Origin of the sequence: Neobacillus sp. KR4-4, from assembly GCF_042136325.1 — a bacterium.
Taxonomy (GTDB): domain Bacteria; phylum Bacillota; class Bacilli; order Bacillales; family Cytobacillaceae; genus Neobacillus.
This window is the reverse complement of the sequence record NZ_JBHHJU010000044.1, coordinates 1-12,939: the sequence shown is the minus strand read 5'-3', so window position 1 is coordinate 12,939 and position 12,939 is coordinate 1. Positions and strand designations below refer to the sequence as shown.

At 37.8% G+C, this 12,939-nt stretch carries 10 protein-coding genes; all 10 read left to right on the top strand.

Annotated features, from left to right (window positions below):
• The 10 genes from ACE198_RS26665 to ACE198_RS26620 all read left to right on the top strand — a co-directional run bounded on the left by ACE198_RS26665 (window position 1) and on the right by ACE198_RS26620 (window position 12,641).
• On the top strand, window positions 1-1,161 hold the full coding sequence (locus ACE198_RS26665) for a TIGR02678 family protein (RefSeq protein ID WP_375377635.1): 1,161 nt from the start codon (window positions 1-3) through the stop codon (window positions 1,159-1,161).
• Window positions 1,161-5,270, top strand: a complete 4,110-nt coding sequence (locus ACE198_RS26660; protein ID WP_483870751.1) for a TIGR02680 family protein — start codon at window positions 1,161-1,163, stop codon at window positions 5,268-5,270. The genes ACE198_RS26665 and ACE198_RS26660 overlap by 1 nt, the downstream gene beginning before the upstream one ends.
• Window positions 5,263-6,546, top strand: a complete 1,284-nt coding sequence (locus tag ACE198_RS26655; protein ID WP_098576473.1) for a TIGR02679 family protein — start codon at window positions 5,263-5,265, stop codon at window positions 6,544-6,546. The genes ACE198_RS26660 and ACE198_RS26655 overlap by 8 nt, the downstream gene beginning before the upstream one ends.
• A gap of 212 nt (window positions 6,547-6,758) precedes the next feature.
• Window positions 6,759-7,103, top strand: coding sequence for a lmo0954 family membrane protein (locus tag ACE198_RS26650; protein WP_375377633.1), 345 nt, complete (start codon window positions 6,759-6,761; stop codon window positions 7,101-7,103).
• A 2-nt stretch (window positions 7,104-7,105) separates the two neighbouring features.
• Window positions 7,106-7,297, top strand: coding sequence for a hypothetical protein (locus tag ACE198_RS26645; protein ID WP_375377632.1), 192 nt, complete (start codon window positions 7,106-7,108; stop codon window positions 7,295-7,297).
• Between the two features lie 18 nt (window positions 7,298-7,315).
• Window positions 7,316-7,975: a PspA/IM30 family protein gene (locus tag ACE198_RS26640; RefSeq protein ID WP_098576471.1), complete on the top strand. Its 660-nt coding sequence runs from the start codon at window positions 7,316-7,318 to the stop codon at window positions 7,973-7,975.
• Between the two features lie 138 nt (window positions 7,976-8,113).
• Window positions 8,114-8,779 (top strand): LbetaH domain-containing protein, encoded by a 666-nt coding sequence (locus tag ACE198_RS26635; RefSeq protein WP_257148629.1) that lies wholly within the window; start codon window positions 8,114-8,116, stop codon window positions 8,777-8,779.
• A gap of 208 nt (window positions 8,780-8,987) precedes the next feature.
• The gene (locus tag ACE198_RS26630) at window positions 8,988-9,188 is read left to right on the top strand and encodes a cold-shock protein (RefSeq protein WP_007083691.1); all 201 of its coding nucleotides are present in this window, start codon (window positions 8,988-8,990) and stop codon (window positions 9,186-9,188) included.
• A 323-nt stretch (window positions 9,189-9,511) separates the two neighbouring features.
• On the top strand, window positions 9,512-10,684 hold the full coding sequence (locus ACE198_RS26625; protein ID WP_375377631.1) for a DUF3800 domain-containing protein: 1,173 nt from the start codon (window positions 9,512-9,514) through the stop codon (window positions 10,682-10,684).
• Between the two features lie 268 nt (window positions 10,685-10,952).
• Window positions 10,953-12,641 (top strand): PucR family transcriptional regulator, encoded by a 1,689-nt coding sequence (locus ACE198_RS26620; RefSeq protein ID WP_375377630.1) that lies wholly within the window; start codon window positions 10,953-10,955, stop codon window positions 12,639-12,641.
• Window positions 12,642-12,939 lie beyond the last annotated feature (298 nt).

The following is a 12,939-nucleotide window of genomic DNA, read 5'->3' as shown; positions in this document are numbered from 1 at the left end:
ATGGAACAAACACATCTTTTTGATGAAAAGGCAATTCAAGGAATGGATCTATTGTTCCATCACTATTGGATCTTACGTTCTGAACAACCTGAATGGTATCAACTAGTTCGCGCGCGCGAGAAAGTTTTGCGACGTTATTTTAATGAAAAGTTCGGATTACGACTAATTGTCAACCAGCATTTTATTAAATTAGAGAAAATTCCGGTAGAACCAGAAGAGTGGATGGGAATTCAAGATTTTCAAGAGCCGATGGACTATGCCATCTTTTGCTGTGCCCTTTCTTTTTTGGAGGGACAGGCTGTGGATGAACAATTCCTTCTCTCCGAATTATGTCAGGAAATTCAAGCGGATTATCAGGGGGACTTTCCTCTTGATTGGACGCTTTATGTCCACCGAAAATCTTTGATCAGGGCTGTTAAAATCTTAATGGAGTTTCAATTGATACGGACGATTGATGGAGAAATTGGTCGCTTTGATCAAAATGAAGAGCAGGAAGTTTTATATGAAGCAACCATTTATAGTCGATATTTTATGAGAACTTATCCAGATGATTTTTCCACTTATCATCATTGGAGCGAGTTACTGAATGAAGATTGGAAATTAAATCAGGAGGATGAACGGAGGAAGCGTGTGTACCGTAAGCTGTTCTTTTCACCTGGATTGCATCGAAGAGACCAACAAGACCCAGATTTTCTCTATATTCGTAATTATCGTAATCGCTTATCAGAAGATATTGAAAAGCATAGTGATTATAAACTCCATGTCTATAAGAATACTGCCTTTTTATCGGTAGCGGAGCCGAGGCAGTATCAACAAGTTTTTCCAAATACCAAGGCCTCTACTGATCTCATTCTCCAATTGTCAAAGTACATTCATGGCCAGCCTAATCGTTATAAAGCAAACGAAAATGGTGAAATGCTGATGACAGAAGGAGAATTCGAACAGGTAATAGATGATATGCGTAAGTTACATGGGACAGGATGGGCGAAGTATTTCCGGGATATGAGTTCAAGCGGGGTTCGAACGGAGCTGCTTCGTTCCATGAAAGACTGGATGTTGGTGGAAGTGGAAAACGAAACATCACTACTTCGAATTAAATCATTATTAGGGGTCATGACGGGTGAGTATCCAGCTGATTATCAAACAGGAGGAACAGAATGATGACTGAGGCAAAATGGGTGATGAACCGAGCAGGTTTATTGAATTTTTGGTATTACGATGAAGAAATCTTCCATTTCTCTGATGGCAAACTTCTGCTTAGAGGAACCAACGGCTCAGGGAAATCGGTAACCATGCAGAGTTTCCTCCCGGTATTATTAGATGGAAAAAAATCTCCTGACCGTCTTGATCCATTTGGATCAAAAGCTAGAAGAATGGAAGATTATCTGCTTGGAGAAAAAGAGGTAGTTGATCGTGATGAACGTACAGGATACTTGTTTATCGAATATAAACAAGCAGGCCTTGAGCGCTACGTCACTACTGGGATTGGAATGCAGGCAAAGCGACATAAAGGGATTAAAACCTGGTATTTTGTTCTAACAGATAATCGAAGAATTGGACATGATTTTGAACTTGCTCATTCACAAATGGGGGACAGGGTGCCTTTTTCCGCAAAAGAACTAGAAAACCGAATCGGTGATGGGGGCTATGTTGTCCACACTCAGCGTGAATACATGGAGCTCGTTAATAAATATATTTTTGGCTTTCAATCTAGCGAAGCCTATGAAGACCTAATTAAATTGTTAATCCAGTTACGCAGCCCTAAGCTTTCAAAGGATTTTAAACCTACCGTTATTTATGAAATATTAGAATCTGCTCTTCCTCCTTTGACCGATGATGAGTTAAGGCATCTCTCGGATACAATTGAAAGTATGGACCAAACGCAGCAGCAACTTGAGCAATTAGAACGGGAATTTGCCTCAAGCAGCAGACTGGTTAATCAGTATCATTCCTACAATCAATATATTTTGGCTGAACGAGCATTAAAGTGGCAGAATGCTTTAAAAAGGTATACCGATGCAGGGAATCTTGTAAAAGAATTATCCTCTCAAGATGAAACATTGTCACAAGAAATCATCCGGTATGAGGAACAACGGAACGACTATGGCCAACAGCAGGAAGTTGCTGAGGCTGAGAAAAAGCGGCTGGAACGACATGAGGTTTGGAATCTTGAAGAGGATAAGCAAAAGAAAATCGAAACTACAAATACTCTGATGAAGGACATTGGTTCATTACAAAATAAATGGGATCAGAAAAATGCTCAATACAATAGATTGTGGCAGGACCGGGAGGGAAGTCATAATCAAAATAGACAATATGAAAGTGATATGGAAGATTTACTTGATGAGCTGAAATTGGATGCACAAGAAGCTGCCTTTACACAGCATGATGTAAATATTGGTGATTTCGAACGGCATCAGCAAGAGGATTTTGATTTTACCATATGGATTCAAGAGATTGGTAGCCATGAGCAATTACTGGCCAATCTAAAACAATTAGCTGATGAGAAACATCGTCTGATAGAAGAACACAGCCGCCTGCAACATCAATCTTCTGAGAAAAAAAGAGAAGTGGATGAATTACGAAAGAATCTTGATCATTTAAGAGATTGGTTTACAGAAGACAAGCAAAAGCTGGAGCACCAGGTATTTACTTGGATTGAGCAACATCCAAAGCTAGTTTTTTCAAACGAGAGTCTACAAAATATCGCTCGAGCCATCGAAGGGTTATATGAAGAAACTCGCTATGACCAGGTGCGGGAAAAACTCTTCGAATCAATAAATGATTATATAACCGAGATTAGTACGAAGAAAAAGCTCATTGAAAAATTAATAGAAGATAAAAAGTTTGAAAGGGAAGAGGCACGCGCTGAACTTCATTATTGGAAGACATTGAAAATGCCTAATCCCCAACGTGCGAAGGATACGGAAGTATTTCGTGGGCAGCTTTTGGGAGATGGGCACGCTTTTATTCCATTTTATGCAGCAGTTGAATTTCAGGATCATGTAACGGAGGAGCAGAAAGAGCGGATTGAGTCTGCTTTGAAGCAAACGGGAATATTGGACAGCTTAATTACTGAAAAGTCAGTGGTCCCAACCCATGATCGCGTCATTTGTCCAGATCCGCAATTACTAGGATATACATTAGCTGATTATTTGAGGCCCGATTTAGAAGAGGACAGTCTTATTTCAACTAATCTTGTAGATGAAGTATTACGGAGCATTTCTCTTGAACAGTCAGGATCGGGATTCCATGTGGATGTCGATGGGTCGTATTCACTTGGTTGTTTAGTAGGTCATGCCCCAAATGAAGGGCCATCAAAATATATAGGCCGTTCTTCACGGAAACGATATCAGTACGAGAAAATAAAAGAATGTGTAGAACAACTTGAACAAATCCACGAACAATTAGAAAATCTAAACGGACAACAGCGTCAATACGAAGAAGAACTTGCCTATACAGATGGATGGAAACAGTCCATACCGTCAGATGAAGAACTTAATGAGTTGAATGTACAGATTGAAAAGACCAATCATCAATTAGAGGAGCAGAAAAAAATCCTTGTACAATTAGATGAATATTGGAAAAAGATTTATGAGCAGCTTCAAGCTGTTAAACTGGAGCTTCATCAAGCAGGCGGCCAACTAAACATAGATTTAACAAAAGAAGTATTAGGGGATGCCATAAAGTCAGCAATAAACTACCGGAATCGTGTTTATAGTATCAAAGATCTATTTCAAAAATGCCTGTTTGTACAAAGTAGGATTGAGGATCTTAATCATCGAATTGCAGAGATGGAAGTGGAATTGGATGAGGTAAAAGGAGATCAAAACGTTAAAGAGTCAGAACTGCGGAAGTACCGAGCAGAAATCGTCTCGATTGAACATCAGTTAAAGTTAAAAGGGATTGATGAAGTAAGACAGCGTATTCGGCAGGTACAGCAGGAGCTTATAGAAGCAGAGGAAGGTATCAAATATTTGCTTGAAATCATTCCCCAAAAGAAAGCAAAGCAAGAAACTTGTCAAAAAGAATTATTTACAGCAAAAACAAATGCTGATTTCTGGTCAAGTATGGCCCAGTTGTGGGAACAAATGGTCAAAGATGAGATTTCACGTGGTTTTGTTGAAATCAATGAAATGGATTCGACGACCATCGTCAAGCAGCTGGAACCCATTTTAGGAAAGTTTGACCGGTCCAAATTAAATGAACAACTGACTAAGGTGTTCATCAATGAACAGGTATTTTTAACGGAGTATCGGATGTTTGAATATCCAGAAGACGCAGAAAGACCAGAATGGTTTTCTAAAGAATGGGGCGACTATTATGAACCCTTTATGAATGAGTGGAGTCAACTTCAAAGCCGCCGCTTAATTCTAATGGAATATAAAGGTCAGCGGGTCAGTCCTTATTATGTGTTCTCATCATTAGAAAAAGAACTTGAAGACCAAAAAGGCTGGCTAGATGAACAAGACCGCCAGCTCTATGAAGATATTATTGTTAATACTGTAGGGGTTATCTTGAGGAATAGAATCCAGCGTGCGGAGAAATGGGTAATTGCTATGGATAAAATCATGAAAAATCGTGATAACTCATCTGGATTAACCTTCTCCATTTCATGGAAACCAGTAACAGCAGAGTCGGAACAAGAATTAGATACTGAAGAACTGGTTAAGTTACTGCAGCGGAGTAGTAAATTCCTGAACGAAGAAGATTTAAACCGGATTACGAAGCATTTTCAATCTAGAATCACCAAGGCAAAGGAATTGATTCAATTACGGAATGAGGGTTCTACCCTACATCAAGTTTTAAAAGAGGTATTGGATTATCGTAAGTGGTTTACCTTTGTTCTCTCCTTTAAGCGGGTGAATGAACCAAAACGAGAATTGACGAATAATGCTTTCTTCAAATTTAGTGGTGGAGAGAAGGCGATGGCGATGTACATTCCACTTTTCACAGCAGCCTATTCACGATATAAGGAAGCAGGCAGGATGGCTCCGTATATTATTTCGCTCGATGAAGCATTTGCTGGTGTTGATGAGAACAATATTCGTGATATGTTTGAAGTGGTTGAACAGCTGGGCTTTAATTATATTATGAACTCGCAAGCATTATGGGGAGACTATGATACCATTTCTAGTTTGTCGATATGTGAGTTAGTCCGACCGAAAAATGCTGACTTTGTGACCGTCATTCGCTATCAATGGGACGGGAAACAACGTACATTTGTGATTGATGATGAGCCTGCTCGGGAGCTGATTTCAAATGAGTGACAAGGTTCAGATTTTTAAAGAGGAACCTGGCTTTATGAAGCTGTTTACTCTTTTTAGAGAAAAATATCGCTCACTAGGACGAATTGCCGGCACGGTTAATATTCAATTTTTCTCCTACGAAGAAGTGGAGTCCATCGCGGGATTTTTAGGTCAATCGGTAGACTCACTCCTTGAAAAAGGAAGGGTATCTTTACTTTCCTTTGATAAAGAATTAGCACAAACTGGATTTAAGGACTATTCTCTTATACAACTGCTAGAAGAAGTATTTCAAGAATCAATTATGACGAAATCCGAACAAAGCAGTTTGGAGGAAGCGAAAGAAATGCAGTTTTTCCAAAATTTACGCTCAAGCCATCCTGAAGGAACCTGGTGGTGGGATTGGATCGAGTCTAAGCAACCAGATTCCCGCTGGATCTGGTCACTTTACAGGCAGAACTCAGAGGAGTTAAAGGATAAATTAACAGCCGTTTACAACGCTTTTGAAGTTATTCCTAGTAAAAAGAGCAGGTATGAACGCTTACCCCTCTTTGCCCAAAGAACCACAGGCAACCCGCATTATTTTGATATTGATCAATTTGCTGGGAAATTACTCCTTTATTGCTTGTATATTGATAAACAACATAAGGGAATTCGGGTAGCAGGAATGCCGAAAACAACAGAAGAAATAAATGATTTATTTAGCAATTATGGGCTGATGAGAGATGATTTATGGAGTTTTGTTACTTGCAGGGGATTTTTTGCCGCGGGGGAAAAGGGGCTTAACCCGGTTTGGAATGCTGCTGTTGAAACTGACAGTGTTTTAAATGTTCCTCTGAAAGAGTTACTAAAATCAAACAAAATCTGGCCAGTTAAGGGAAATAAAGTCTGGATTGTTGAAAATTCAAGTGTTTGTTCTACCATCATTGATGAGGTCCCTGAGGCTCCGATCATCTGCACCCATGGCCAATTACGAGCAGCAAGTTGGATTCTATTGGATTTATTGGTAGAATCGGGATGTCAGTTATACTATTCCGGGGACCTGGACCCAGAGGGAATCTTAATTGCCCAAAGGCTGAAAGATCGGTATCAGCATCAGGTCACCTATTGGAGAATGGATCTTGCGTCCTATGAAACAATTATTTCAGATGAAGATATTTCTAACAGGCTTTCAAAAATGGATGCTATCACATCATCAGAACTTAATGAAGTAGTCGATGCTCTAAAAAAGAGAAAAATGGCTGGGTACCAAGAAGGCTTGATTAATGAACTTGTTAATGATATTAGAAGAGAATATTAAATACAAACAGTCTACACTCACTTGAAAGGTCAAGTATAAGTGTGGGCTTTTTTGTTATATGCAGCCCGATCGTATCTACGTCTGAGGTCTTAGTAAAAAATCAAGCTAAAGCGCAATTATGAAAAAACCTGAAAAAAGGTAAGATGAAATCAAGATAAAGTTATGAAAAGGCTCAGTAATCAAATTAAATGAAACAAAGGAGGAAAAATAGCATGAAAAAATTTGGTTTACTTATAGTAGGCGGGATTGCTGCATTTATTTTACTAAAAACCATTGGTCCGATGGTGGGGTTACTTGTCAGTCTAGCGATTCTTTACTTCATTTATAAACAGTTTTTGAAAGCGGAATCTACAGGGTGGAAAGTGGGGTTAATCATAATCGGCTTAATTGTCTTATCAGCAACCATCCACCATATCCCAGCTCTTATCGGGGTAGGGGCAGCTTATGTACTATTTCTTGTTTATAAACAATGGAATAAAAATAAAAAGCCGCCAGTGAACAAAGAGTCCGATCCATATGGAAATTTTGATAAACAATGGAATGAATTAAAAAAATAGCTATGTTAAAAGTTAATGTTTATTTTAGGACTCTGTTGTTTGGAGTGGAAGGCACGAAGACTCCTGCGGGAGTACGGGGCAGGGGAGACCCCGAAGGAGCAAAGCGACGAGGAGGCTCCCCGGCACGCCCGCGGAAAGCGAAGTGCCTGGAACGGAAATCAACAGCCAAGTTTAACACAGCCATAAAAAAATAATCAAAGGGGAAATTGAAAATGGCTAACTTATTGACTAAAATTAAAGATCTCATTATTGCTGATTTGAATGAAACGCGTCAACACAAGGAAAAACAAAGTCCAATCGCTTTACTTAATCAATATCTTCGTGAGTGTGAGCAAGAGACAGAAAATGTTGGTAAACTAGTCGAACGCCAAGCAAGTTTGAAGGAAGAATTTACGCGAGAATATCATCAGGCAACAGAGCGAGCGGAAAAAAGGAAGTACCAAGCAGACATTGCTTCAAACGCTGGTGAAACAGAACTCTACCAATTTGCAGCAAAAGAGCATCAGCAATATGCTGAGCGTGCAGAACGTCTGAAGACATCGCTTGCGCAAGTTTCGGAGCAGTTAAGTGAATTAGAAAGAAAGCACGATGAAATGAAACATAAGTTAAAAGACATGCATCTGCGCCGGATGGAATTAATGGGACGCGAAAATATCACACGGGCTAATCTCAAAATCAATCAAGTTGCAGAATCCAGTTCTGTCCCGGACCAATTTTCATCCAAGTTTAAGGATATTGAAAACTATTTGGAACGATTAGAACAAAAGGTGAACCACTCCTTTTTCCACAGCACAATTGATGCACGAATGGAGCAGTTAGAAAAAGAAAGGGATAAGCTTGACGAACAATCTGTGAATTTAACAAAAGAATAATATGAAAAAGGCAGTGATTTGGGAATCACTGCCTTTTTGTTGAACAGAAAGCACTAGTATAGGTATGAAACTGATTCTCTTACGTATATGTAGTATGAGAATCAATAAGAATTCAATACTCAGAAAGGGGAAATTATTTTGTGGAACTATCCGATTAATGTGAATGGTGCTTTTAATATGTATAGTTACTTTGTCGGAGCGAATCCCACAACGTCAGTCAATCCAACCCCCATTTTTCCAAAAATCAATAAAACCGTCTTTTTAAGTCCGTTCACCTATATTGTCGGCGATGTCACGATTCGTAGTAATACGTTTATTGCCCCATTTGTCAGTATCCGTGCAGATGAAGGGACGCCATTTTATATCGGAAGCAACTGTAATTTACAGGATGGTGTGATCCTGCATGGCTTAAAAAACAAACAGATAGAGATTAATCACAAGAAATACTCGATTTATATTGGGGACGAGGTATCCTGTGCCCACGGGGCGCTGATTCATGGTCCTTGTCAGATTGATCAAAAGGTATTTATTGGATTTAAGTCTATCGTTTATCATGCCAGGATTGGTGAGGGCAGTTTCATTGCCTCCGGAGCCATTGTTACCGGTGGTGTGACACTTAAACCGGGCAGCTTTGTCCCACCTGGAGCTCATGTTGATTCGCAGAAAAAGGCGGATTCCTTATCCCAAGTTCCTAAAAATGAAGTCGAATTTGCCCGTGAGGTCCAGCGGGTAAATCAAGAATTTCCTTCTGCCTATTCGATTGTTTTTGGGGAAAATCGGTGCACATGTGGTTTATCGTATTGATCATATTGAAAATCGTGTTGGATTAAAATTGTACCTTGCAAGAGAAACTTTCGTGTAGAAGGTTTGCATTAATAGGCGGTCTCTGTTATAGTAAGGAAGAATTATTTTTGTTTGTCGGTAGGATAATAAGTGCTAAACTTTCTGTCTTGAAGATCTGAGCAAGGATAGTAACACAATGTGTGCAAAGCACACGAGGAGGAAACAACAAATGGAACAAGGTAAAGTGAAATGGTTTAATGCAGAAAAAGGATTCGGATTCATCGAACGTGAAGCAGGAGACGACGTATTCGTACACTTCTCAGCTATCCAAAGCGAAGGTTTCAAATCTTTAGACGAAGGTCAAGCTGTAACATTTGAAGTAGAACAAGGTCAACGTGGACCCCAAGCTACTAACGTCCGCAAAGCATAATAAGAATCAATAGATATAAAAGACTCTTTTGTAGAGTCTTTTTTTGTGTGTCCAATAAAACATAAAAAAACCCTACTCGGCAGTCGAGTAGGGCTGGTATTAGAATAACGTAAAGCAAATGGTATACAGAGTATAGCACACAATCATAGTAATCCCTAATCTTTTTTACAAAGTTATATTTTCCCATTCCCCCACATACTAATCCCAAGATCACTTTTAACCATATTATTCTTCAATTTTTAAAGGAAAAATTAACTATTTAAAGGTTTTCGAGCCTATTTTGTTGAATTAAAAAGGTAAGGATTTTGGAGTGAGGTGGGAGAATGAACGATATCCAATTAGCGTTTATCGACGAATCAGGTGATTATAGTTTTGATTTTGAAAATAATGAAGTCTCAACCCACTTTATTATCGTAGCTATTCTAGCAAAAGAATCTAGTAAAGAATGGTTAGAACAGGAAGTTGAGCAAGTTCGACAAAAATATTTTTCAACCGAAGTTATGCAATCAGACAAAATCGACAGCCCCCATGTAAGAATTCAACTATTAAATGAACTGAAGGATCTGCCGTTTAATATCTATGCCTACATCGTCGACAAAAGGAAAATTAGAGAAGAGAGCGGCATCATGTTTGAAAAGACGTTTATTAAATACATGAATCGGTTGATATATGATGATTTACAAAGAACCTTTGATCAGCTCGATCTTGTTTTGGTTGAACAGGGATCGAAAGAATTCATGAATGAATTTAAAACCTATATCACCGAAAAAAGTATTCCCGATCTATTTAATTACTCCACCTTTGGATTTAACAACAATTCATCAGAGATTCTCCTTCAATTGGCTAATATAATCGCTGGGACGATTGCAAAAGGGTATAATCAACCCCAGTACTCGGAGCATTATCCACATTTTCATAAAATCATTAAAAAGAAAATCATTGCAATGAATTTATGGCCGCAGAACTATAAAAATTATTTGCATGATTACATATCAAGGAATCAGGACACTCAGTTTGATGAGGTTATTTTTCAACAATCGGTGAATTTAACCATTCATTACCTAGAGAAAAATAAAAACAATGAAGACTTAGATGAAAAAATTAGAATTGATTTTCTCAAGTTTTTGCTATTTAATCTGCGAGAAAACCCAAATGAATATGTCTACACGCAAGAAATTCTCGATAATCTTAATGCTATTCGGGCGAACAAAATCAATCACCATTACTTCAGGTCTAACATCGTCTCCAAGCTCCGGGATAGCGGTCTGTTAATTGCCAGCAGCAATAAGGGCTATAAATTGCCGGTTTGTTTAACAGACGTATACGATTTTGTTAATTTATCCAGCCTAACGATTCACCCGATGATTCAAAGAATATCCAAGTGCCGCAATCAAATTCTATTGGCCACAAACAATGAGATCGATATTCTCGAAAATAATGAATATGAATATCTAAAAAAAATGATAGAGATGGAAAAATTTTTGGTTACGGAATAAAGGTCAGTCCCTGCTAGCAATCGGTAGTAGGGAACTGCCCTTTTTTTACTTTTTTATAAGAGAATTGTAAAATACATCTATTTACCTAATTTACTGAATAGTGCGGATTTGCTAAAATATTACTTAAGTATAAAACTATTCTTAATATATATATAAGATTATTTTGAAATAGTTTTTTCGATAAACAATCCATTGTCCCTCAGATAAATCCAACGATGTAATGAGGAATAGTTACTAGAGATTGAGAACATCATCCAGGAGGGATTCGGTGAGTTTACAAATATTCGATATTTTACAATTAGAAATTATGAAAGACGCTAAAGTGTTATCTGGGGCAAAACTTATTAACAAAACCGATGTTAAATGGGTATCTGCTATCGAAATGCCGGTTGAGAACTTTGTCCGAAAGAATGAATTTGTTTTAACTACAGCGATAGGTTGTGGCCATAATCTTGAGGAATTTGAAAAATTTGTTAAAGATATCATGGATTCCGAAGCATCCGCACTAGCTGTTGCATTAGGACGGCATATTTATGAAATCCCGAGAGAAGTCATTGAAATGGCCGAAAAGAATAATTTTATAATTATTGAAATACCATGGGAAGTCCGTTTTTCGAGTCTAATTGAAGCGGTCATGTTGAGGTTAAATCATGTCTCTAACGAAGAAAATCGGAAATCAGAAAAAGTTCAGCAGGATCTTTTAAATTTAATTTTAAAAGAGGCAGACCTTGCATGTATATCAACCTATTTACATGAGCACCTAGGATTTCCTGTCATTATCACAGATCAAACTGGTACCATTCATGCCCAAAGTAAAGAGATACCGAATTTATTGGAAAACTGGAAGAGGTATGTTGTTAAAGGAATCATCCCTGCTCTGAAGACGGTGTCCTTATCTTCACATGACCCTATGATTCAGAAAATTCAATTGATTAATATAGAAGAGCATTGCATTGTACAACTGCCTGTTATTCAAGTTTCAGAAAATACACAAAATTATCTGTTTGTCATATTGTCGTCTGATATAAATTTGGATTGTTTTTTAACACAAAATACGGTCAATGTCCTCGAGCATGCTGCGACAACAATAGCTCTATGGTTCTCAAGGAAAAATGCAGTAGAAGAAACAAAAATAAAACTCCATGCTTCTTTTATTAACGAGCTAATTAATGGAGAATTTAATTCCTGGGAGCAAGCAAATTCAAGGGCTGAAATTATTGGCTATAATTTGAAACTCCCATATCTATGCATAATTGGAGCTCCAGAAAATTTAAAAGAAATTTTTAAAAAAAGGAAATTAGCCAAAACTGCTTATCAACAATGGGCTGATAGCATGATCCATTACATAAAAGAAGAAATATTCTATGCGGCACAAGCATTAAATAAAGAAGTAATGATTACCTATTATGAGGAGAAACTGTTGGTTTTTCTTGAAATTTCACTAGATAATAAGAATGAAAGTATTACGAACTTTTTAGATCTTGTAGATCGTCGAATGAAGAATTTGCTGCCCAACGTCGTTATTTCTTGGGGGATTGGTAATTATAATGAGGACATTTCCGGTTTTAAAGAAAGTTATCAAAATGCGAAAATTGCCTTAAATATCGGCAGGAATAAAAAAGGGATTGGTCATCGGGTTATGTATGAAAATACCCGTGTCGACCGTCTCCTGTTAAATCTTTTTCAAAATCCTGATATGAAAGAAATCATTATGTCCACCATCGAGCCTCTAGTAGAATATAATATACAGCGGAATCTTGACTTAATAGAAACGATTAGCACATATAACCAATATCAAGGGAATGTAAGTCAAACCGCTAGGGCATTATTTTTACATAGACAATCTTTACTCTACCGTTTACGGAAGATTGAAGAATTGACGGGTCTTTCACTTGTCGATCCTGATGATTTGTTTTTATTAGATTTAAGCATAAAGACATGGAAAATGGGAAGTTAATACCTTAAGCATACGAAGAAAGCCAGCAGCCTTGCTGGCTTTTTTAGATGGAAGTTAATCGTTTATCGTTAAAATTGTATGAAAAGCATACTAACAGTATAGTCAGTTTTGACAATGGAAATCTCTAATAGATGGATTTAGTATCTAAAATATAAATAAATGTTTAGGTTCGGTAGTGTCAAAACTTCTATGAAAAAGTGACCTGAAGTTTTTTTCTTCTCTCTTTTTTGTAGTGGAGGTACCCGCAATCGCTCTTGACAAACACACCAATGGTTTGAGGTTCCTTTAACAAGGGCGA

Bases quoted from the DNA above. Each gene is read 5' to 3' on its own strand.
- ACE198_RS26665 (WP_375377635.1), top strand. From the start codon at position 1: ATGGAACAAACACATCTTTTTGATGAAAAGGCAATTCAAGGAATGGAT.
- ACE198_RS26660 (WP_483870751.1), top strand. From the start codon at position 1,161: ATGACTGAGGCAAAATGGGTGATGAACCGAGCAGGTTTATTGAATTTT.
- ACE198_RS26655 (WP_098576473.1), top strand. From the start codon at position 5,263: ATGAGTGACAAGGTTCAGATTTTTAAAGAGGAACCTGGCTTTATGAAG.
- ACE198_RS26650 (WP_375377633.1), top strand. From the start codon at position 6,759: ATGAAAAAATTTGGTTTACTTATAGTAGGCGGGATTGCTGCATTTATT.
- ACE198_RS26645 (WP_375377632.1), top strand. From the start codon at position 7,106: ATGTTAAAAGTTAATGTTTATTTTAGGACTCTGTTGTTTGGAGTGGAA.
- ACE198_RS26640 (WP_098576471.1), top strand. From the start codon at position 7,316: ATGGCTAACTTATTGACTAAAATTAAAGATCTCATTATTGCTGATTTG.
- ACE198_RS26630 (WP_007083691.1), top strand. From the start codon at position 8,988: ATGGAACAAGGTAAAGTGAAATGGTTTAATGCAGAAAAAGGATTCGGA.
- ACE198_RS26625 (WP_375377631.1), top strand. From the start codon at position 9,512: ATGAACGATATCCAATTAGCGTTTATCGACGAATCAGGTGATTATAGT.